Below are 23,881 nucleotides of genomic sequence, written 5' to 3' on the forward strand. Positions count from 1 at the left end.
ATTAAATCCTTTTGTGATTAAGTACGTTGTACATAAATACCGCTATCGGCCAGAAAATCATGGATGGTCAGCGCCTGTAAACGTGAACCCTGTTGGCGGTGCTGGCGCAGCCATTTTTCAAGGTCACGGATCAAAGTACCTTCGGGAGTATCCCGTTTCAGTGCCAGTTCACCTTGTGCTTCCCACAGTTCATACATTAACGTCTTGGCAAGACCTTCCAGTGCGAAATCTGATTGCTCCCATGCTGCAATCAGATGCGGCTCCAGTACAAAGGGGCGTTCAATCTGGCTGAACGGGCATTGTGCCGGACGAAGAAAAACCGTCAGCTCAGGCATATCCACCATCAATTCAGTGACCGGATTAAGCAAGGATGTCCAATCCGTAGGTTGCATCGCGGGCATCAATACCCGCAGAATGCGCGTATCCATGAGCCGGAAGACGACCTGTTCATCCCGCAGGGTCACGAGCTGGTGACGTTGCCAGTGATCCAATTGTGCCTGCCAGTTCGTATCGCTACGGTATGCCCAGCCCCAACTGCCGTCACTGAACGCGCGGCAGTCAAGCAGACGAGCAAGGGTAGGCAGGCAATCCACTTTCGGCTGAATAAGCCACGGCCCCTGCTCCATCAGGTGAGCGAGTGGTGTACCGCTATAAAGGGGAAAAGCCTGTTCAACCCAGTTGTTCACATAGAGCGTGTTGACAGGATTGGGCGCTGCAAGCGGGTTGATAATCAGGTAAGCCGGTGATTTGTCAGATCCGCCCAGCCAGATTGTCCAGTTTGTTTTCATGACTGTCCTCCCTGCGGGGCTTTAATCACCCACGCAGCATTTTCCTGTGCTTGCAATGCACAATATTTTTTGACCGGAAATTCCACCTCCGGCAACGGTGCCACGCCTTCCGGTAATTGCAGTGAAACCCCGCGTCCGCTGCCGCCTGAACCTTGCCCGACATTAATCGGTGAACAGAGAATGCCGCCCGGTGTAACTTTCAGAAAACTACCACCCACTTTCAGCGTGATTTCGGCTGCCGCTTCCAACACTACCTTGCCGCCGCTTTTCAGGTGGATTTCCTGTCCGCTGTCAATCACAGTCGCATCCCCAGTCTGAATATGCTGGCTACCGGCAATCCGGTGGGACACATCGCCTTCGGTGGTGATTTTGCGCGAACCGGCAACCTGATGATGATCATCGGCGCGGATATCGTGGTAACGGTTGTTATCGATGCGGCTCTTCTGATCATGTTTGATATACCAGTAAGCATCGTTTTCGATATGTGCAGTCAGGTCTTTCTGACCGTGGAGATAAATTTCCTCACTGTCTTTCGCATCCTCAAAGCGCAGTTCGTTAAAGCCTTTGCCTTTGTGGGTCTTGGTTTTAAAGGTGGTGCGGGTTTTTTGAGCCGGTAAATCCAGTGGCGGGCGGTTCAGGCCATTATAAACACAGCCGGTGACAATCGGTCGGTCAATATCACCATTGAGATAGGAGATAATCACTTCCTGCCCGATACGGGGTATCGCCATAAAACCAAAGCCGTTACCGTTCCAGCCCTGCGCAACGCGAACCCAGCACGATGCCCCATCATCCGGCTGGTCGTAGCGGTTCCAGTGAAAATGGACTTTAATCGCCCCGTCTTTATTGACGAAGATTTCTTCCCCTTTCGGGCCGACCACGAGGGCAGTTTCATCCCCGTCTGCCAGCGGTTTATAGTGGAAAGGCGGACGCCAGTCGGCAAGGCCGTCGATAAAACTGAAATGATTACTGAGCGTGGTGCCTTCACCGCCACTGTCGCCCAGTGCCTGCGGGCAGCGTCCGTGGTGGCTGATGCCGACCACCTGCCAGCGCACATTCAGTGGTTTATGGGGATGATTTTTTATCTCAAAGATTTTACCCGGCATCAGTTTGATGCAGTTGCTGCTGCCACTGCCCGTCTGTTTCTGGTTGTCCAGTGCTTCCTGCCGGTATTTTAAAAACGGGATAGCAGCCGCATCTTTCTGAAAACGCCCGTAACTTTCAAATACGGTATAGGGAGTCTGGCTACCGAAATCACGGAAGCCTTCGCTGCTGTGCATATGGGAGAGGTGATAACGCGGCTCTGCCGGGTTGAAATCCTTGTGCAGGCTGCGCTGCGGACTCATACCGACACCCAGCCTAACCTGATAAATCGTATCGGTTCCGTAGGCTGTTTCTGGCTGCGGCTGGTATTGCAACGGCAGCCCGGCGGTCATACCGAGGTGACTGTCGCTGAAAAACAGGGTTTCATCCTCAAACCAAAAGCTGATGCCTTCTTCCGCTGCCAGACGGCTGAAAAACGCATAATCGGATTCGCGTTTCTGGGTCACATATTCCCGGTCCTGATGCGCATCGTAGAGCTTCGAATCGGCCTGTACCCGGTGTTTTTTCAGCAGACTGGTTAAAATCGCGGGGACATTCTGCCGATGGTAAATCCGGCTGTCCTGATTGAGCGTTAGCCGCCAGCAGGCAGGGCGCACCGTCAGAGTATAGAGTGTCTTATTGCCATCTGTACCGGCCCAGTCAGCATGGGAAACAATGCCGGTGATTTTACGTTGCAGCATGTCCCCGTTAAACACCTGTAACACCGCTTCCTGCATCAACAGTGAGGCCAAATCAATGTCAGCCTGTGGCCTGAATGGGTTTGCGTTACCGGCTCTGACCAGCGTCAGGTTCAGGGTAAAAAGTTCTGATAATCCCTCTTGCAGGGAAAATTCGCCTACGGCAAAGGTTTCTGTCGGCACACCGGCAATGTGACAGACAAAGCGTAACCCACTTTTCATATTGATTTTTTCCTTATGGTTTCTGTCATGTGTTCCTTAATCCATTACATTTCCGGACGTAGTCCATCGACATGCCAGAACTGCCACAGCGCCTTGTGACTGTCCGGCGTAAAAATCTCCAGCATGACAAACGCAGACTGGGTAATAAAACACGCCAGCGCCTGATTAATTAACCGACAAAACCGATACATCTCCCCCGGATTACGGTAGCAGTCGGGATCCAGCGTCAGCGAGAGTAAATGTCCGCGGATAGAACGCCCCAGTCGCATCCGGTCGGTCAGGCGCTCTTCGACCTGCACAATACCGTCAATGTGTTGGCGGAACTGGCGGCTCAGGGGACGATGCGTGTCGGCATACGGGTCAAACAACCGGAGAAACTGTTTCAGGCTGTCGGTGGCAAACAGCATCATTGGTGGGCTGGAGAGGCAGGACAGCAGCGGCCAGCCGCTCTTTTCCTGCAACAGGGGCGGGTAATCGGTCATGACCGGCGTAATATTGTGGACGCTGAGATGAGACGGTGCGCCTTCCTGTGTCACGCTAATCGTGCCTTGCATCAATGCCGGTGCCTGTTCATGGTAGCCGATGAAATAACACAAAATCGCAATGGCAGGTAAGTCGTTGGCCGGTTTGCCCGTCAAATCAAAAAAGTGTAGTCGGTGCTGGGTTCTGCCGAGAAAATCCTGTTCGGTCTGGAGCTGGTAATAAAACGTGTCGGGTTGCGGGTCGTCATCCCGAAAACGCCCGGCGGGAGTAAACTGTTCAATCGGCAGCCAGTGATACGGTGTCCCGCGTTGCTCACTGTCACCGGGCTGTTCCACAACCTCAATATCACCCAGCCGGAACAACCGCACCGATTCTCCCAACGGCAGAGGATAACGGTGATTACCGGCTTCCAGCTCAATGGGCAGGCTTACCCGATTTTCCAGATGAATGGCCGGTACACAGCCCAGCAAAAATGCCTCATCGACATCCGCCAACGGCAATTCGCCCTCGAAACGAAAAATCAGCTCAAACGTGCCGTCCGCATTCAGGGGGACTGTTGTACAACTGTTGCGGATATCCAGCATGACAAAGTTATACAGTGGGGACAGGGCATAATACTCCACCAACGGTTGCAGGCCAGAATACGTATTTTTGGGCACAGGCAGCACCGGACTATCAAGCAGATCATGCCAGCCATAAGGGAAACCGCGCAGCTTTCGCTGCTTGCCCTGCGTGTTCAGGCTGACATCACAGATATGTTGATCCAGCCACAGACTGAGCTGGGCGGCCTTTTCGGTGTCAGTGCCGAGGAAAAAAATTAGTTCTCCACTTTGCCAGACCGAAGATGCCGTGCCGGTCTGACACAGGGTCAGAATAATTTCACTGTGGGTGCCGGTCTTTTTCACCACGCGTTGTTGCACGACCAGAGGTTCAATATGCAGCGGACGGCGGGTTTTAAACGTCATTAACTGCCCGTTGTGATGAGTGGAAACAGCGGTATTCACCGGAATATCCGTGCAGCCCTGATATTCATCATCGGCGGGAGAAAATTGCAGTATCGTGGTGGGTGGAAGGGGACACAAGGCCAGCGGCCAGATGCGAGACAGAATACCGTGGGTGATTTCGGGGAGTTCGTCCTCCAGTTTAGACCGGACATTGGCAATTAACAGCGCAAAGGCTTCAAAAAGGCGCGTAATATCGGGATCATGGGAGGAAATCAGAAAATCCGCCAGATGCGGCGAGTCTTTCGCCACACGTTGCGCCAGTTCCCGTAGATAGGCACGTTCTCGCAAGTACAGTGATTCCTTGTTGTTTTTCATTGAATTTCACTTATGTTTTATCTGTCAGGGAACGGTTCTGTGCTGAATTAAAAATAGGTATCCAGTCTGTAAAGGTGGTTTATTTTACACATTCACCAATAAAATTAATTAACCAATTAAATCCAATTTTTGTCTGATGTTGGCCGAATATGGGGAGATTTGCGGAATTTGTACGGGAATTCAGGCAAAAATCAGGCAAAAATCAGGATGACAGGAAAAACGGTCGTTTGACTCCCTTCTGGCTAACCGTTAATATCTTTTCTTACAAAAATGATCCATTGCCTGTCAGGATCGCCTTCGGGTGGCGAAAAAACTCCCGTAGCCTGCAAGGGAGAGCTAAATTGCGGTACATCTGCACACTTTTGGAAGCAGATATCGCCAGACACCTAACCCATCGTCTGGCGGTCAAAGTTTCCCGGTCTTGTTATGCACCGGCTTATCATTCAGGCAGAGCAATAATCCCTGCCACGTCCACAATCACAATGTGTTCTGTACGATTTTTACCTATGTTTTGATTTACGCACAATAAACGTCCCGAAAACTGCGCGGCGTCACTTGCGTTGAAGCAAAGCGATTACCAAGTGACGCCGCTGGGCGGCCAACGTCCAGAGCACGTTCGGTCTGGCTTTACGACCGATTTGAACCCCGTATTACTCAGTGTCACCACTTTTCATTGGCATTTTTCTGCCTTAATTCACTTATTTCGTTTGTTTTTCACTCACCGCCTTGTAATAGGCCGATGCAGTAAAGAAAGGAGATATCACACGTCACGAATAATGAGGCGTTCATCCTGATCTAATCAGGCGCTGAACGGGGAGTAAACCATCGCCGTGCTTGGCATGCACGTAGCGAACTCCTGCAAAAACTCAACACAATGCCTCTCTGCTACACATTATCTGACGTACCACGGAACGGTGAACCTAACCGACACGCAGGGAAAATGTTTCGAAATGCATAAAAGTAGTCTAAAAATCACAGGGGAAATACGGATAGCGAAGCAATCACGAACGAGAACAAACAACAAAGATTGATTAGGCGTCCGTATTATCCCCTGAGTTTATGCGCTCTGAGAGGAGGAATAACCGTTAAACTTAGCCGTTCGATTATTGTGTTAGGTAAAACAATCAGTTAAAGTATTCCCGCCATTGGCAAAATCCGATGGTCGGGGATTCGCAACCCTGTAATGATCAACCCACTGGTAGGATGTTTCTGCCAGTGCGCCTGCGTTCGCCTTTTCTATGGCGGTTCAGGTGGGGGAGGCTTCGGCCTCGCCGGATTGGTTGATCTCCGGTATTGCGAACCCTGCTTGAATCGCCACCATCAATATTAATTAATGGAAGGGGTAGCAGGAATGAATAACAACGTTAGGAATGATTGGCATCAGGCCGATATCATCGCCGCATTGCGCAAACGCGGGACAACCTTAGCAGCGGTTTCTCGTGAGGCAGGACTCAGTTCATCGACATTGGCAAATGCATTCAGCAGACCGTGGCCGAAAGGTGAATGGATCATTGCAGATTATCTTGGCATCCATCCCTCAGAGATCTGGCCCAGCCGTTATTTCGATTCTTATACTGGTGAATTATTAGAGAGGAAAGCCCGCTCTAAGCCACAGGAATAATCCGCTTCAATTTGTGATCGATGTCGTAAAAATGAACATTTTTTATCTTAAGCCCTGAGCGTAAAATGGCAGCCCAATTTGACCATTTTTAACCCTCACGGCTTTTTTGCTTTAAGCTAATTAAAAAAACACGCAATAAGTGATATAAATAATTAAAATCAGTTAGATACAAAAGAAAAAGTAAGCAAAAAAATCTGGGGGCATTAAAAGGGGCATAAACGGAATGAAAGAGAATAGACTTTATATATTCAACGAGTTATAATGCTTTCCGCCTCCGGCACCAAATTTTAAGAGCTCATTTGTTGAAGGTTATCAGATAATTAACAAGTGAGTTAAAATTTACGGCTGTTAAGAACAATGTTAATCAATTTGTAATTCTGATTTGCGTAATAATGTTTAAAAAGCCGTAAATAAAAAATACAGAGTGCCTGCATAAGCAAGCACTCTTTTTTTCGTTCAAGGTAATGATTCCAGTACTTGATTCTGATATCAAGTAAGGTAAAAACTTCACTTGAATGGAAGATAGGACGATGACATATTTTCCTTTTTTCACCCCCTCCATGTGATACAGGGCAGAACCACCTCTTTTCTCCACGCCATCCAACATGGTGTCCCTCCCTGTTTTTTATACTTCTTTATAAATAACTACACGGATAGATCCATAGACAACGACAGCTCACTCTCCAGCGTTTTGCTCGCTATCTCCATATCAATATATTCCATCGTTGCAGACACACGGCTATGCCCCAGTAACCCTTTAACCAGTTGCAGGTTACGCCCCGGCGCTTTTATCAGTTCCGTTGCCAATGTATGACGAAAACTCAGACGGGACTCCCTTACCCAGATGTGTTCAGCTTTATTCCTGTCTAGTCAATAGAGGGCTGGTGAAAGGTTACTTGATATAATGGTAATGCCTCCAATAGTTAGATTCCCCTATCGTGTATTTTAAGCTTTTAATGGCGAATGCATCAGTTCATCAAATTGATTTATTAATTTTGAATAATAATATTTAGAGATTCTAATATTTTTTAGATGAATAAATGGGAATAAAGGAACAATATGTTCGCTATTTTTTGTTTTGACATACACCCGACAGCGTATATATTAAGCAGTTATTTTTAATTAATAAGAATTAATAAAGATTCTGCACTTACCTGAAATTAATAAACTAAACATATACCCTATGTATTTCAGGATGCCAACAACGCTGTAACTTGAAGGACGGGTATAAATGCAAAGTGGTCACTCTCACAACATACCACTTTAAGGAAAAGGAGTCAGTTGTGAAATCGTTTGAATATTATTATCAGTGGGAAATTGATTACCTAAGGCAACTTGCAAAATCTGCGTGTAAAGAGAAGTCACATCTTGAAGATGTACTTAGTGGCAGGGATCCTGATGCTGAAAAGGTTAATGAGGGCTTTGCTGCTTTAATGGCTCGTTTGAATCAGAAGGTGGATGATGCCTTCCCTGAGTTGACTCAGCCGTTACTGCAAAAATTACGGGCACAGACGATCAAAGGTATTCCTGCGACCAGCATTATTCAGTTTGATAGTATCATGCAGGGGGATTTTGCTTTTTCCATACCGGCAGGAACAGAAGTTCATACTCATCATCAACAGCCATTTGTCACTTGCCGAGAATGTCCTATTGAGCCTTTGATATTAGTGTCACGTGACATAACTCATCAAGTACAGACAACTAAAGTCACCTTAAAATTTCACTATACTGGTAAGGAAGAAGAGTGGCTAACTCAGCCGATTAATTTGTTCCTGAGCAGTGATGAGCAAGTTGCTAATGCTCTGATGCTGGGACTGACTCAATATTATGATGGTGCTGAACTGTATCATGACGGGCAAGTTTATAAAGCACACGGAGATCGGTTTGAACCGCGCTCAGGCGCTTCCCGATTGGTTCTGTCATCTGCGGTAGGGGATAACTGGGCACCACAATTGTTAGTTGAGTCTCTTTATCTGCCACATGTTAACCAATTTCTGAATTTACCTCTGCCGACAATGGCAAAGCGATTGAAACTGACAAAACAGCGTGAATTCAGTATCGTTCTGACTTTGAATACAGTATTGCCGTTGTCAGCAGCTCAAATAAAGTCTGCATTCCAGCTTAATTGCGCACCTGTGGTTAATATGGCGCGTAACAGCCAAGTGACACTTCCTTTTACACCAGAAACAGCGCGCTATCGCTTACCTCTCATGCCGACTCAGGGTGTTTTGCATATTTCAGGTATTGAACTGAAAAATGAGCCAAACACAGAAGAGGAAAGACGCGGGGATGAATACCTGTTTTATCCGGTCAGCCTCCTGACAGGTATGGAACGTTATCACCCAGAGTATGACAAAGCTTGGTTCTATGCGCTTGAAGTCAGTAAAGATGCACTGGGCAGAATACAGTACGAGCTGATTTTCTATGACAGCAAAGCGGAGTTGATGCGTAAACCACCTGAGCGTGAATTCACTTGCCATTTTTATGGCTTTGAACAATATCAAGCACCTCTTGTACTGGGCGAGATCTGTCAGGCGGGAGAAAATGTTCCCGACATTTTTCAATTAAAAAATATCACTCCAACTTCACAAACTTATCCTCCGATTGTTGATAGCCATCGTCATTGGGATTTGTTATCGCATTATTCTGTCGGCAGCCATTTATTGGAGATGAGCACGTCAGTCAAACAGCTACTACAGGATTTTGATCTGTATGCAGATATCGATCGCTTAACCAGCCGAAATATCCGGCGCATGATCGGGGGGATCACCAATATAGAGGCAAAATGGGGTGACAGAATAATCCGGGACAGACCCGTTCGCTGTCTGCTGGTTACCCTGATGCTGGATGAAACCGCTTATATCGATGCCGGCGAAATATATCGATTCGCCAATTCACTATACCAATTCTTCCCGTTCTGCCTTGCCCAGGGGACATGGCTGCGAATGTGCGTGCTCAGCCAACCTTCAGGGACGGAATGGTATCTGGCACCTTCAATGATTCAAGGTTATCGCTCAATTATGTAAGGAGTTTCTACAATGGATGGATTAGTTTTCACTTGCCAGATAGGTGCATTGCCGCAGACAACGTTTCAGGTAGTGAATTTCAGCTTACAGGAAGGGCTGTCACAACTGTTTCACCTTTCTATCACAGCCGTCAGCGCTTTTAACAACGTGGCACTCAATGAACAATTGGGTTCCAGCGCTTCTCTGACGGTTATCAGGGATGGCATCATCGAGCGAACCGTTAATGGCGTTGTGGCAGGGGCAGAGCAGGGAAATACCAATGGGCGACAAACCTATTACACTTTTATTATTCGCCCGGAAATGTGGTTAATGACGCTCAATCAGGATAGCCGGATTTTCCATCATCAATCTGTACCCGATATTCTTGGGCAGTTGCTTAAAGAGCATCGCATCAAGGCTGATAACAAGTTTTACAAAGATCATCAGCAGCATTCGATACGGGAATATACCACCCAGAAACGCGAATCTTCCTATGAATTCTGGTGCCGGCTGGCGGCGGAAGAAGGCATTATATTCTGGTTCGAAGAGGACAAACTGTTTTACAGCAATTCCCACCTCGGCATGTTGGCGGCATTAACGTTGACCTACAACGTACAGGCAAACACGGATAACAGTGATTTGACGGCATGGCAGTGGAATTACGGCGAATATCTGTGCCCGGATGAAACGATCCATAAAGATAATAATTTCCTTCGGCCTTCCTATCCTCTGCAACATCTGGCTGCATCAGATAATGGCGGGAACCATTCTGTATTTGAAAGTTATGGCCGTTTTCAGATGGATGCAGAAGGCCGCCCTTTCACCCAATTGCGTTTGGAGCAGTTGCAGAACCAGAGCAAAATCGGTAAAGCGAGTACCAACTGTATCAAATTAAGACCGGGTCGGATCTTCGTTCTACAATCCCATCCGATTGTGACAATGAATGATCGCTGGCAGGTTATTACTGTCACGCATCATGGACATCAACCACAAGCTTCCAGAGATGCGGGAGAAGGGACAACGTTAACTAATCACGTTACCTTTATTCCGGGCAGGCAGGATTGGCGTCCGCCTTTCCGATATAAGCCGCTGGCGGATGGAGATGAAGTTGCAACCGTCGTAGGGCCGGAAGGTGAGGAGATCTACGTTGATAAACATGGTGCTATCAAAGTTCATTTCCATTGGAACCGTTATGATGAAGCGGATGACCGTGCTTCCTGCTGGATACGTGTAGCACAGGGATGGAATGGTGATGGCTACGGTTTTATGGCCATTCCGCGCATTGGTCAGGAAGTGATTATTTCCTACCTGAATGGCGATATTGATCGCCCGATAGTGACGGGCTGTACCTACAACGGGCGCAACCGCCCACCGTTGGATCTGCCGGCGGAAAAAACGCGCACCACCTTCAAGACCCACACCCACAAAGGTGAGGGATTTAACGAATTGCGCTTTGAAGATGCGAAAGGCAGTGAAGAGATCTATATCCACGCCCAGAAAGATCAGCTTATCCAGATAAACCACGATAAAACCCAACGGGTTGGTCACGATGAAAGCCACCATGTCCTGAACAACCGTAAACATGAAATCGGCAACGATGAATTCATCAGGATTATGCATGAACAGCACATCCAGATTGACCTGAACCAGTTTGAAACTATCACCAAAGATCGCAAAACCCGCATCAATAACAACTGGCAAGAAAATATCTTTGCCGATCACTTGCAAGAAGTGGGGCGGGACAAAACCGCCAGAATCAACAACAACTATACCCTGAATGTGGTCAACAACATCCAGAGCCTGACGAAAGTCCATACCCTACAGGCCAGCGAAACCGTACTGATCAAAGGCAAGGCAGGATCGATTAAGCTGGATGGTTCAGGAGTAACGATCACCGGCAAAATCACCCTGCAAGGGGATGTGTCGGTAACGGGGGGCAGCCCGGGCACCGTGCCGTCACTCAGCGGCTCAGCCAATGAAGGGTTGGTCATGGCAGAGGATTGCCGGGAAAAAGCCCGTAAGCCGCAGGAGTCATCGGAATAATGTCCTGGATACCCGATTATGCCGAACATTGGGTGGTGGATTATGCCTATACCACGCCACAAGGCGAGCACTACTCTGCCCAGTCGATTGTCCGTGCAACGAGCAAGCCGCAGGCTCTGTCGGCACTGGCGGAATATGTCCTGCAGGCGGGACATTCACCGGGGCAATATCAAAGTATTCAGCCGTTGCCTGAATACCTTGCCGCCAGCCCTTATGTCGAATTGCCGCTATTGCGGCAGTTCCGGCAGGGGGTGGAGAGGAATGCACAGGTGATCCCGCTGAACGAACACAATATCAACGCCCCCTTGCCTGCCGAGCGGGGCATATTGCAGTTCACTGTAACGGAAACCATGCCCTCCAGAGCATGCGGGCAGTACCGCTATATGGTGATTGATGCCACGGTTTACCGTCGGGTCATGGGCAGTTTTATCGTGCCTGACCTGATGGTCTCCAACCTGCGATGGGAAAGCTTGTTTCAGGGGGAAACCCAAATCACGCTCGAAGACAGCGCCCCTTATCTGGTGGAATTAACGGATGACACTACGGTGTACTCTGCTTTTCAGCAAAAGATTACTCAGCCGACCACTCCAGAATCAGGCATTTTTATCGACAGTGACCAGCCATTTCCTGTGATCCGTAATCACCTGCGTAAATTCACCTATCTGAGAAATGAACAACACCAATCCTGGGTGTTTTACCGCTTCTATGTGCCACAAGGCTTGCTCCCGCTACTGAAAAGCCTGCCGGATGAACAACTGATGCACTTTATGCGCCCGATAATGCGGATCGGTTACTTCGACAGCCAGACGGGGCAGTACTACGCCCTTTCTGTGGCTGAAAACAGCCTGGATCAGGAAAAAACGGCTCCCGTGGCCATCAACCGCTCTCTGGTGGGCATATTGGCGGGGCAGACCCAAGCGCGGGCGGTGGCGCAGATAGTGAAATTTATTGCAGAGACCCAGCCTGAACTGTCGCCCGAACAGCAAGAACACCTGCCCGCCTTTGTGGTGCAACAGGCCAATCTTGCCTGTCTGGCGGGATTCGCCCATCAGCGTTCGATTCTGTATCTGGTGGCGGGCAGAAGTCTGGCGCGGGATAACGAAGCGCTCTGGCAGCGGGCATGGCAGCATGCCTGTGCCGAAGCACAGGCGCAAGAGGTGCGGGCGCTGGCTTGTTATGAGTATTGTTTTAAAAACCGGGCATTAAGTTAACACAAGGAGAGAAGAGAAATGGAAAAATCGATATTAACGAGCGCGGGTGACGCTCTTGAGACCGCCGCGAAAAAAGCGGCAAAAACGTTTGAAAAAATGGTCGATGAGGCGAAGGCACGCATACCTCATGAGTTGGATATGGATACCGTTGTCAGGCCCTGTGACGCCAATATCCGGCCGGTTTATCCTGTCAGATATGCCTATATGAATTTTTTTGGTGACACATGGATAGATGCTCAATTACCGCCGCCAATAAGTACGTTTATTGATCCTGATGATGATTCATTAAGTGCCAGCGTTCTGGGGGGCTATAGCATTCGAATGCCAAGACCGGGTTGGATCTATGTCAAAGAAGAAGAGGCGATTAAAACCCGTGGCTCCCAACAGAATGGCAAATTACTGATTTTCAAATTCAGCCCTGAAATTGTCACCTTAGAGGGCAAAAGGGGGATGGTCACAAAATACACCAAATATGAGCAAACAGCCGGAAGCTCATCGTGGGAAGAAATCCACCCTGCCAGCGGTACAGCCGGATTAGGCTATCCTTTTTTGGCGATGGATAAAGATGTGACCCAAATCAGTATCGTTTACAGTGAAGTCGAGCTGGCTAAATCTGTCCTGAATAAGATGGATAACGATAAAACCTTCCGCAAGAGTGCGATGCAATTTGTGGATTTAGACAGTGAGGCATCAGATTATGCTATTGATGCCAGACAAGAACATTTCGACAGATTAGTGGAAGATTTCAAAGATCCTGAAAAACAATTTCAGGCATACAAAAATCAATTATCCGATCCGCTTTTACACGCTGCTGATTTGGGGGATATCACGACGGAAGGCAGTTTTTTCATGGATGCCGAGATGGAAATGCGTTATATCGACAGTCTTATCTGCCCTTATTACAAAGATAAAGCGAAGATTGTGGTCTTGCATGATCCGGTGGGATATCAGCGTGATATTTTAATGGCGTATATGTTACTTAATCTTTGGGAGCTAAGCTATAGTGCAACTAATATGTATCCTCTTACGATAGGGAATTTTGTTGAGATATTAGCGGCATCAAAAAATAAAGAAATTAAAAAATGTGTTGAGGAGTGTATTCACCAAGAAAATTGGAAAACTTGGTGGCCTAAATTAACTACGCCGATTAAGAGTGTAAAAGATAGAAAGAAAGAAATTCTTGAATTTTATAAATGTTTTTTTGAAAGTGAAATGATTGCAGGTAAATTAGGTGGGCTTACACACTATTTTAAGAATTTTTTCTCCGTATCTGATAAAAAGGACATTTATACCGAAGATGATGCAAAAGAATTTGAACGATTCTGTATTTTACACGCTGAATTAATGGAGCCGCTAAAGCATTCAGAAGAGGGGCTGTTGGCGATGGAAAGTATTATTGCGGGTCCATTGGCCATAGACGGAAATAATGCGTGGGAAGTTGCCCTCAATGGAATAGTGAATTCACTGGGCCATGATGGCGTTGATAAAGGTTCCATTGCAAGGTTCCTCAATCGGGGAATAGATATAATACTCAGTGTCGTTGGCAATTTATTGGCTAGACTGTATGTATTTACAACAGAGTTATCATATAAAGGGATATTACATTTACATGTGTTGAGTGTTAAACAGGTAACGCATAAACTTGTGCCTAAAATCTTAGATTATTTGGGGCTTGAAATAAAGCAAGGACAATATCTCGAATTAACCGAGAAAGAATATTATAAGTTTCTAAAAAAAATTGAAGAATATGAAAATCAAGGAGTATCAGGTAAAATTAAGAAAGGCATGGCTCATGCTGAGTCTGGCTTGAAAAGGTTTGTAGGAAAAAAAGTGTTTGACTGGTCTAACAGGTTGGATAATTACAATAATAATATAAAGATAAAAATACCGCTGATTAAATTTAAAAGGCCTGAGTTAAATCCTAAGTTTAAGTTTTTTTATAATGCAAATAAGTCTGCTGGCTACTTATTGAGCTCAGGATTAAGTGGTTTGGATTTATTTATGAAGAGTTATATGTTATATAAATTGACATCAATGTCTCGTTTCGAAAAGAATGCGCCATTTAATGCAAACAAACTTCCTTATTATTATGTTTCAAGTTATGCGAATACTATATTAGGCGGATTAATTGCTGCTAAAGGTGTTTCCGCTATTGGTGGAGATGCTATTAAAGTTGCAGCTAGCCTGGCGGGTAAATTGAATAGCCCCACAGCAAAAGCGTTATTGGATTCTGCATCACGCAGGCTTCTGTTAGAAAGTGCTTTAATAACAAAATGGGTAAACGGTGGATTAATTACTACAGGGTTTGTGAGTGGGGCACTTTCTTATTACGATGCCTACAACTCTTTTGGTTTTGGTAATGATAAAGAAGCTTATTCTCATATTTCAATAGGTACAGGATCAATAATAATGGCTGTAGGATGGTCTATGGCGGTAGCCGCGTCGGAAGTGACTTTTGGCGTCAGTCTTCTGATTGCGCTAGGCGCTTCACTAATGCTTGGTGGAACATTCGCAGCTATATACTTCAATTGGGTAGATTTGGAAACGTTGTTAAGTAACTGCTTTTGGGGGAATGGGAGTAAGTATGCTTTTTGGAGTACGAGTGAAGATCGCCCGAGATTAAGTTCTCAATTTAAGACAATAATGCGTAATGAGAAAAATACTAGAGATGCATATCGGGTTGAGTTTCAAGAATTTTTAAATATTTTTATTAAACCAACTTTGAAAATTGAAAGCAATAAAAAAGGGAAGATGATTTATAAATTTATACTGCCTAGTTTCAAATGGGGAGAATCAGATATATATCATGAAGTCATGCCATCTGGTTTGTCAGATGGCTACAGTGATCCTGATGCTTCAATAATTGAACGTAGTTATAGCAGACATCATTATTCTGTGGCAAAAGATAAGTTTGATAAAGCAATAAATACTGCTCGTGAAAATCGTGAAAATCTAATTTTTGATGAGGAAAGTGGTTTAACTACACTAACCGTAGAGGTAGATAAGCAATATTCTGAGTATATGAAAATTTTTTGGTATTATAAGCCAACAGAAGATATTATTTCTCCTCTTCACTATAAATGGAGAAAAGAGCCAACGTTGGAAAATGCGGTTTATGGATATGAAGATGAGGTATTACGTTAAATGAGTATATTAATTAAAAAAATATTCAAGAAAATTTTTAGAGTGAAGGCACCTCCAACAGAGCCATTATCTACATTTGGTGATCCTGTTCTGGAGGAAAAGCTAATTCTGTTGGATAATAAAACCGTAAAACGTGCAGGATTTTTGGATGCAATAAATAGCAAGGAGTGTCATTTCCGTCATAATCTTATTAGAGCAAGAAAAGAAGTTATAGTACCTGTGATGATTGGATTTATGTTAGGTTTTGGATTTTTTATTAATGATTTTGTTCAGGGGTGGAGAGCTAACGAAAGAGCCCTTCTTAGATATGTTAGTGATGCCAAGATACTTTATGGAGAACAAATTTTTTTAAGTTATGAGTTGTCGGAAGATCTTGAATCATTAAAAATAATATCTGATGAAAAAGAAGTATCATTACCTAAATATCTATATATGCGTTATTCTAAAGATGGCTATTATGGTGAAGAAAGGGCTAGGCGATATCTAATTATAGATGCAAGTTTCGGGTTGTTTTTCCTTAGTGCCAATATTCTTATTATCAGCATTTTTTTAAGATTACGTAAGCCTGCAAATTTCATCATTGATCATGAAAGACAACTTTTTTATACTTGGAAAAAAGGGAAGGTGTATGTATCTCGCTATAAAGAATTAGGCGTAGCATTTGCTAATAATATTTTGCATTTCAAATGTTATGGGCTGAACGAAAAGAATGAACTGACATATCAGTTTTTTATCCCTTATCTTAGTCTTTTCAACTCAGACGAGGATAAAGTTTATATTTTGGCATTTATGTCAAAATATTTATTACAAGGAAAAGAGGCTGTCAGTTCAGTTGATTTTAAACGTCAAGAGCGATTACCGTGGTTTCGTAAGCAAATAAAACCAACGGATTGGGAACAACAGATTTCAGCAACTTTAGCTGAATTGGATAGACTTGGTCCACCGAAATAGACTACTTCCTCTAAATAAGAGTTGGAAAAAATATCAATTTAGTGAGTTATGTCTTTACTCTATAAAAAATAGCACTGAAGAATATTATAATTATCTCGGTGCTATACACCAACTGAGGACTCTATTTTTCCTATACGTTATAAATTGGAATCATGACCCGAAAATGCGATTTATGGATATTTTGATGAGAAGGTACGTTAAATGATAAACTCAATAATAAAATGGCTAGCCAAAAAAAATGAGGGTAAAGTAAATCATGATACCAGAATTAACCGACTCTCAACAGAGTGCGATCCTTTCTTGGATGAAGATATTGGCATGCTGGATAAAGAGAAAATAAAAACAGAGGGGTTTATTGAGTTAATTGATGATAAAAAGTGTAAAATACGATATGGCAGGAGTAATTATCGTGAAAATATTTTACTTTCTTCTTTAGCCGGTTTTTTATTAGGTTTTTGTTTTTTTATTAATGATTTTGTTAATACATGGAAAGTCAATGAGGGATTTTATTTAAGAGCCGTTACTTATGCTAAGAGGGATTATGGGGAGGAATTTTATTTAAATCCTAACATTCCTGATTATGTTGAAAAATATAAATATATTGCTGATGCAAAGAGCATTTCTTTTTCTCAATATTTTCATATTCGTTATATGGATAATGATTTTTATGAAAAATCTAGAGTGCGAAAAAATTTATTACTAGATGGTGGTTTTTTTCTATTTTCTATTACCATAATTTTAATTCATTTATGGGTATTATCTTTACTTCGTAAAATATCCCCTCTTGTTATTGATCGGAAAAAACAACTGTTTTATACCTGGTGTAGGGGAAGAATGTATGTTGCGCGTTATTCTCAAGTCGATGTTGTTAATCTATATGATGTTCTATATTTAAGAGTTTATGGATTTGACAAAAACAACAAACTGATGATTTATGCTTTTGAACCCCGTATCCCTAACCTAATAGACGACATAATAAGCAAAAAGTATTTATTGGCTTTTGTCGCAAAATATCTGATACAAGGAAAAGAATCCGTCAGCTCAGTGGATTTTAAACGCCAATCATCAATATTTCCTTTACATAAAAACTCAAAACCAACTGATTGGGAAACTCAGATTACGGCAATCTTAGCTGAATTGGATAGGCTTGGGCCACCGAAAGGGGCGACTGATCCTAAATAATAGCTGGAAAAAATATTAATACAGTAAGTTATATTTTTATGCCAGAAAAAATAGCACCGAAAAATATTATAATTATCTCGGTGCTAATTTTAAAGTTTAAAAAATTATATTTTAAATCGTTACTTTATTATCATTTATATTAATTTTTTATATGGAATTGTTTTGTATGGATAAAAATAATGAAATTAAATTAGCACGAATGTCAACTATTTTCGATCCTCTTTTGAAGGAAGATATTGGAATATTAGATAACTTGAGATTTGTTTAAGAAGGGAATTCAAGTGCCTGAGGCACGATCAAAGTTTTTGCTAAAGAAAACAAAATCGTGGGTCATGACATCAATTTATTGAATCATGTATAGTCTGTCTATTTGGAGAACATTCAGATGACAAAGATTGATGTGACCTGCCCATCTTGTTGTGCAGTCAAAGGGATCCATCGTAATGGGCGCTCTCGTTCCGGTCATCAACGTTACCTTTGCCAATCCTGTCGTCATTCCTGGCCACTTGAATTCACTTATACCGCATGTCGTCCCGGTACACATGAGCAAATCGTTGATATGACCCTGAATGGAATGGGATGTCGGGCGACTGCGCGTGTTATGGATATTGGTCTTAATACGGTCCTTCGTCACTTAAAAAGCTCAGGCCCAAACACGTCACTGAAGCCATTGCTCCCAGCACCGAAGTGATTGTTTGTTACAAAATGGATGAGCCGTGGTCATACGTGAAGTCAAAGAACAAACCTCATTGGCTCTTTTATGCTTACGACAGGATTAGGCGAAAAGTCATCGCCCACGTTTTTGGCCCAAGAACAAAGAAGACCTTGATGCGTTTGAGGGCGTTATTGTCTCCTTTCAACATTGTGGTCTATATGACCGATGACTGGAGAGGGTATGAAAAAACGCGGGCAGGGAAACGGTATGTGGTCAGCAAGCGTTATACACAACGCATAGAGAGACATAACCTGAATCTTCGTCAGCATTTGGCAAGACTGACTCGCAAAACACTGGCTTTTTCAAAATCCGTAGAAATGCATGACAGAGTCATTGGATATTATCTGAACATTCAGCATTATCAATAAATTAGAGTCATGACCAAAATAAGGCATTATAAATATCCATACAACTGGCGTTTAGCTGTCATGGCAAAATTGTATTGCGGAGCCAGCATTGCCAACTCCACATGTTTTATCAGGTACGACTTTTATCAAGTACTACACCCTATCTTTACCACCAGAGTGTTACCATCAGAATTGCCATCTAAAACCCGCGTTCACACTATTGTCTTGATGACTACTGGATAGCACCCCACTATAACCGAGTGTTAATGACACATTATCACTTGCGATCATTTCTGCGTTAGCCTTCAATACCATACCATCACGGGAAACAGGAACACTGCGGGTCACAAAAGTTGTATCGCTGCCGCGGAACGCCAAACCTACAGCACGATCACGCTCACCATATTGGTGCTGCCAACCCAATTCTCCATTCAAGGAAACCTCAGAGCCCCATGAGGTCTGCCAGCGATGATTGGCACGTAATCCCAGTGTGGAAAGTTTAGCTTCAGTGTGCTGGCTATCGCCGTGGAGTGCGGCGGCAGCACCATTCTCGTTAATGCCGTCATTACGAAAATCGACATAAGCGAAGTTCACGAATGGTTCTAAATTGACTGACCCGACGGGCAGATGGTAAGCCGCTTCAGCAGACAACTGCGCAGTACGGCCACCATATTTCGCGTTTTCACGATCAAACTGGCTGTTGTAGTTAACAAAGCGATGAGTATCAATTCGGTGCCACGTAAATCCACCGTTGGTACGCAGAGTCAAATCACCAAACTGACGGTCACCATAAAGCGCAAGGTGATAGTTATTGCTGTCCGCAGTGGCACTGTTACCGCCATCAAGGGAAGTACGGGTGTAGCCGGTAGCGATACCAAGACGGCTGTATTCATCAATAAGAGCATCTGCACCAAGGAATACGCCGTAGTTGGAAGCCTGATAGCCTGTCGCATTCTGTGTACCGGAGGCATGGCTCCATGCCCCCAGCAGTCGTACCCATGCACCATTATCATCCCCGCGGATATCAGGTGATGATGAACGGCCTTCGGCCTGACTCAAACGCATATTCAGCGTATCACGCAGGTAGCGGCTGTCATTGACTAACAAAGAGGCGATATCTGCATGGATCTGCCCATCAAGCTGGCGGAATGCGTATCGGGCTTGTTCCGCAGAAGCGCTGCTGAGGATGCTTTCGTAAACCGGATGACCGGCACTGAGGGTATCAGCAGCAACAGCCACTGTACGCTCATTCTGTGTCTTAGCAATATCAGCGAAAGCGGTAGTATTACGTCCGACCTGAAGAGTGACGCTGTCCGGCTGATAAGATAAACGAGTACCAAGAAAGAGATAATTAGTGACGGCGCGCTCAAAGCGACCATTGATATTCTGCTTCGCATTCAGAATATTGTACTGCTGCCCCATCAAGCTTCGCACTTCTTTAAGGGAAAGCAAATTACGCGTATTTTCAAGGGAAATAGCAACCTCTCCGCCATTGAGCTGTACACTTTTTTCAGCCTGAATATGATCACTACGTCCGTCGGAAGCGATTTCAACAACATAACGAGAACCAGATTCAAAAGAAAGTTCGTCAGAAACATGAAGAGTACCGATCGCGCTACTAGGAGAAATATTACCCGGTGAAACACTCCCCCCACGCTGTACATTGAGCACTCCAACCGTACCACTGCCTCCAAGAGTACCACTTTCCATTACCGAAACAGGGGAGACGATACTCTTTTCAACGCTTAGTAATCCTTGTTTGATTAGCGTTGGACCAGAATAAGTATTCAGCCCACTGAGGATCAGCGTACCATTGCCCTGTTTGGTAAGCCCACCATGACCGCTGATATCGTTGCTCCATTTATCCTGAGTACACAGACCATCATTGCAGACTCGTTCTGTGGGTTTGCCTTTATCAAGCACAGTACCGCCCCCCGGAATATCCGCAATAAACTGACCGTTACCGTAAGCTACTCCATGGGAATCAGGAATGCGGAATTTTTCTGGAATATCTTCTACGGTATAGAACATACCAGGGCCATTAATGGCTTTACCAAGGTTAATCATCCCCCAACCGTAAAGTTCATCAATCCCCTTTTCTCCCATATCTGTCGCGGTGGTGCGAAGTACAGAAGCGACTTGATCACCCGTCATGTACGGAAAACGTTCCATCAATATAGCAGCGCTGCCGGCAACATGCGGAGCAGCCATAGAAGTACCGCTGGAATTCTTATACCCGGTGGTAATGTTATCTACTGTTCCCGCAATGATCGAGCTATAGATCGCACTGCCGGGTGCACTGACACAGAGGCTGGCTGTATAGCCACAGCGGGAAGAAAAATTGCTGATGGAATAGGGGACCGCATTCGTACTATTTTCATCTTTCGCCACACTAGCCACCGTCAGCCAATTTGGTGCAATATCGGGGACAAACCAAGCCAGACTGCCAATGGCATCTGGATGATTATAGTTGTAGCTATTACCCGCAGCAAAAATCGTCACAATACCGCTGCGTGCAGCGTCAATCGCACCTTGATACGCACCACCGGGTGGTGTCCCTAAAATCGACCTGATTTCATCAAACTGTTTTTGAGCCTCTGCCAAGGTAAAGTGTGCAGCATTTGGATCCATTTTTCCATTTTCAAACTCCTTATCAATCCCAATAGCCCAACTGTTATTGATAATACGGGCACCACTATCTATCAGTGCATGCCAGCCAGCTTGGTAAACCCCGCCGTCATTACCTAATATGATGCCATCTTCAGGGCCGGGATCGCCGTTGTCAGCACTGATGATTTGAGCGTTATAAGCCACTCCATGCATTTCTCCACCATCCCGGCTACCTGCCGCAATACCTGCAACATGGACACCGTGATTCCCTAATACTTTTCTGTAATCAACGGACGGTGTTCCATCGTAGCGGAATGAACTACCTTTTTTCGCATCATTAATATAGGGATCGGTATATTCACGTATCCCTGACGTGATCAGATTGATGACCTTATCCTTTCCTACAAATTCAGGGTGTTTGGCATACACTGACTGATCGAAGATGCCCAGTTTAATTCCTTTACCGGTATAGCCTCTGGAATAAGCTTCATCAGCATGAATAGCACCAAGCCCCCACTCCTTTTTAAACTCATTAGTACGCCAGCTTGTGCTATCGCCCCACTTCCCCTTTTCAACATAATTTTCTGCATAAGCCCCTGCGCTGACAGCCATCAAACAGCAGGCTATTGCATGGTAAAGTACACGTGGCTGGGTTTTGACTGACAAGCGCTCAGCAGTCAGAGTGCTCTGAGGTATTCTGTGAAGCTTCTTCATCTCAATAATCATCCATTGTTGGTTTGCAAAAATACCCGTTCTTATGTTTTTTTGTGTTGGTGGGTATCGTATTGGTGGGTTGAAACCATCAAGGTAATCGTTTCCTGAGAGCAGAAATAAACTAAAAAGGAGTGCTGATTTTTAGATTTCCCCTCCCAAAAAAACGTGTTTAATCAACGCCATCCTCTGAACCCACCTAAACAACTCATAAAATGCCATAATTAATTAACTTTTATTTACATATATTTTAAACAAAACAAACAAATAATATTATTTTGAAACATCTGAGTGGGGTGTTTTTGTGTTCAGCGTGATATCGATACCACGCTGTGATTTATTTAAATGCAAAGTATTTTTGCCAATGGTGATAGTCGGCCTCACTTCCACCAACTATCATTTTCTGAAGTTTATTTTTTAATGCTTTGTTTATGAAGACGTTATTTATTAATGCTTTGTTTCTTGAGGTTTTGTTTCTGATAATTGAGCGTTGCCACGCAGTGTGGCATGACGCAGGGGTTTTATTATTGCCGCCAGCAACAAACAGGCAAGTGCGGCAAAAGTTCCAAATGAAAAGACAGTCATTACCGGGGATAATAAGCGTCCCATAAAACCTAATCCCAACGCTCCCAAAGAGTCACCAGTAACATCTTGAGCAGTAACAAAACTGTTCACACGTCCCAATAAATGATCCGGTGTATGACTCTGAATAAGGGTAAATTGCAGTAAGGATGCAAATGCATTCAAATATCCATAACAAACCAATACAAGTAATGCCAGAACGATGTTTGTTACTACTCCCAGCATGGATAACGTGATGAAGGAACACAGGGCGCATATAACCAGTAAAATTCCTGGCCGGGCACTTCGCCCTATCCAACCACTGGTGAAAGCACCGAGCATAGCTCCCAGCGGAACAGCGGAGTACATCAACCCAGTCGCTGATGGCCCTTGATGGTAAACTTCCTGAGATAACGCAGGAAACAGAATACGAACCGCCCCTGCAATACTTATCATCATCCCCACCAATATGACACTGCCCACAATGTTATGCTGCAAAACAAATTTCACACCACTTATCAGCGCACTGATCGGATGCTCTTGTTTGCTTGGCTGAGGTTTCATTTTAGGAAGTCTCATCAGAGGTAACAGTGTTGCTAATGTACCGATTGCTGCAACGGCAAAATTCCAGCCCGGCCCACCAACAACAATAATAATACCCGCCAGTGCAGGAGAAATAATGGCTCCTATACGAACAGTGACCATGCTCAAGGCACCTGCTGACGCCAAGTTTTCCCGTCCTACTAAGTTTGGGATTGCCGCCATTAACGCCGTCATACCCAACGCACCAAAAAAGCCATCCCAAATAGAAAGAAAATAGAGCATATACAGTGATGGCGAGTCTAAAAAGGCGTTAAAGCTCAGTGCCACAAAACCAATACCGCAGGTACCACGGGCAAACAAAATGAGTTTGCGTCTATCATAGCGGTCAGCCAGTACCCCTCCCAGAAGTAACCCGATAAACATACCGACCCCATCCAGTGCAACCACAATTCCCACCTGTAAAGTAGAACCCGTCAGAAATTGCATTTGGACAGGGACACCAACGGTCAACATCCCCAATGCAAAGACAGATAACATGCGGGCAATGAAGATAGCTCGGAAATGTGAGTTATTTCTGAGCAAACTAAAATCCAAGAAGATTGATGACTTAGCCATGATGTTCCATACGATCCGATAACGTTAAA

At 44.7% G+C, this 23,881-nt stretch carries 16 protein-coding genes and 1 pseudogene; 9 read left to right on the plus strand and 8 right to left on the minus strand.

Features of this window, described 5'->3' with window-relative positions; translation table 11 throughout:
• Positions 1-17: 17 nt before the first annotated feature.
• Genes Xhom_RS48480 through Xhom_RS48490 form a run of 3 tightly spaced genes read right to left on the minus strand, consistent with a single transcriptional unit; the run spans position 18 to position 4,593 of the window.
• Complete coding sequence (locus tag Xhom_RS48480; protein ID WP_069317048.1) at positions 18-788, minus strand: DUF4123 domain-containing protein; 771 nt, start codon at positions 786-788, stop codon at positions 18-20.
• Positions 785-2,791, minus strand: a complete 2,007-nt coding sequence (locus Xhom_RS48485; protein WP_069317049.1) for a type VI secretion system Vgr family protein — start codon at positions 2,789-2,791, stop codon at positions 785-787. The genes Xhom_RS48480 and Xhom_RS48485 overlap by 4 nt, the downstream gene beginning before the upstream one ends.
• A gap of 44 nt (positions 2,792-2,835) precedes the next feature.
• Complete coding sequence (locus tag Xhom_RS48490; RefSeq protein WP_069317050.1) at positions 2,836-4,593, minus strand: type VI secretion system baseplate subunit TssF; 1,758 nt, start codon at positions 4,591-4,593, stop codon at positions 2,836-2,838.
• Positions 4,594-4,742: 149 nt separating this feature from the next.
• Here Xhom_RS48490 and Xhom_RS48495 point away from each other — a divergent pair, with 149 nt between their 5' ends.
• Complete coding sequence (locus Xhom_RS48495) at positions 4,743-5,108, plus strand: hypothetical protein (RefSeq protein ID WP_145957421.1); 366 nt, start codon at positions 4,743-4,745, stop codon at positions 5,106-5,108.
• An 836-nt stretch (positions 5,109-5,944) separates the two neighbouring features.
• A complete protein-coding gene (locus Xhom_RS48500; protein WP_069317051.1) occupies positions 5,945-6,214 on the plus strand; it encodes a helix-turn-helix domain-containing protein in 270 nt (89 codons plus the stop codon).
• A 364-nt stretch (positions 6,215-6,578) separates the two neighbouring features.
• On the opposite strand, the gene Xhom_RS48505 is transcribed toward Xhom_RS48500, so the two are convergent.
• Together Xhom_RS48505 and Xhom_RS48510 are read right to left on the minus strand one after the other, a co-directional pair.
• Complete coding sequence (locus Xhom_RS48505; protein WP_069317052.1) at positions 6,579-6,821, minus strand: hypothetical protein; 243 nt, start codon at positions 6,819-6,821, stop codon at positions 6,579-6,581.
• Positions 6,822-6,859: 38 nt separating this feature from the next.
• Positions 6,860-7,033, minus strand: a pseudogene (locus tag Xhom_RS48510) (site-specific integrase); the annotation flags it as partial.
• 464 nt (positions 7,034-7,497) lie between these two features.
• On the opposite strand from Xhom_RS48510, the gene Xhom_RS48515 reads away from it, so the two are divergent.
• Complete coding sequence (locus Xhom_RS48515) at positions 7,498-9,240, plus strand: type VI secretion system baseplate subunit TssF (RefSeq protein ID WP_069317053.1); 1,743 nt, start codon at positions 7,498-7,500, stop codon at positions 9,238-9,240.
• A gap of 12 nt (positions 9,241-9,252) precedes the next feature.
• Positions 9,253-11,262, plus strand: coding sequence for a type VI secretion system tip protein TssI/VgrG (gene tssI / locus Xhom_RS48520; RefSeq protein WP_069317054.1), 2,010 nt, complete (start codon positions 9,253-9,255; stop codon positions 11,260-11,262).
• On the opposite strand, the gene Xhom_RS48525 is transcribed toward tssI, so the two are convergent.
• On the minus strand, positions 11,251-11,529 hold the full coding sequence (locus Xhom_RS48525) for a hypothetical protein (RefSeq protein ID WP_169928387.1): 279 nt from the start codon (positions 11,527-11,529) through the stop codon (positions 11,251-11,253). The genes tssI and Xhom_RS48525 overlap by 12 nt on opposite strands.
• Here Xhom_RS48525 and Xhom_RS48530 point away from each other — a divergent pair.
• From Xhom_RS48530 to Xhom_RS48550, 5 genes are all read left to right on the plus strand, one after another.
• Complete coding sequence (locus Xhom_RS48530; RefSeq protein ID WP_169928390.1) at positions 11,514-12,473, plus strand: DUF4123 domain-containing protein; 960 nt, start codon at positions 11,514-11,516, stop codon at positions 12,471-12,473. The two genes, Xhom_RS48525 and Xhom_RS48530, sit on opposite strands and share 16 nt — an antisense overlap.
• Positions 12,474-12,491: 18 nt before the next feature.
• Complete coding sequence (locus Xhom_RS48535; protein WP_069317056.1) at positions 12,492-15,617, plus strand: toxin VasX; 3,126 nt, start codon at positions 12,492-12,494, stop codon at positions 15,615-15,617.
• Positions 15,618-16,568, plus strand: coding sequence for a hypothetical protein (locus tag Xhom_RS48540; protein WP_069317057.1), 951 nt, complete (start codon positions 15,618-15,620; stop codon positions 16,566-16,568).
• A gap of 201 nt (positions 16,569-16,769) precedes the next feature.
• Entirely contained in the window at positions 16,770-17,750 is a 981-nt protein-coding gene (locus Xhom_RS48545; RefSeq protein ID WP_069317058.1) for a hypothetical protein, read from the plus strand.
• Between the two features lie 385 nt (positions 17,751-18,135).
• Positions 18,136-18,833, plus strand: a protein-coding gene (locus tag Xhom_RS48550) for an IS1 family transposase (protein WP_232326118.1) whose coding sequence is annotated in 2 segments (ribosomal slippage) — positions 18,136-18,385 and positions 18,385-18,833 — 699 coding nt in all. Because the reading frame shifts where the segments join, the coding sequence is not laid out codon by codon here.
• Positions 18,834-18,998: 165 nt separating this feature from the next.
• Here Xhom_RS48550 and Xhom_RS48555 read toward each other — a convergent pair.
• Both Xhom_RS48555 and entS read right to left on the minus strand, forming a co-directional pair.
• Positions 18,999-22,136: an autotransporter domain-containing protein gene (locus Xhom_RS48555; RefSeq protein WP_069317061.1), complete on the minus strand. Its 3,138-nt coding sequence runs from the start codon at positions 22,134-22,136 to the stop codon at positions 18,999-19,001.
• 444 nt (positions 22,137-22,580) lie between these two features.
• The gene (gene entS, locus Xhom_RS48560) at positions 22,581-23,852 is read right to left on the minus strand and encodes an enterobactin transporter EntS (RefSeq protein WP_069317062.1); all 1,272 of its coding nucleotides are present in this window, start codon (positions 23,850-23,852) and stop codon (positions 22,581-22,583) included.
• Positions 23,853-23,881 lie beyond the last annotated feature (29 nt).

This window comes from Xenorhabdus hominickii, assembly GCF_002632725.1.
GTDB lineage: Bacteria > Pseudomonadota > Gammaproteobacteria > Enterobacterales > Enterobacteriaceae > Xenorhabdus > Xenorhabdus hominickii.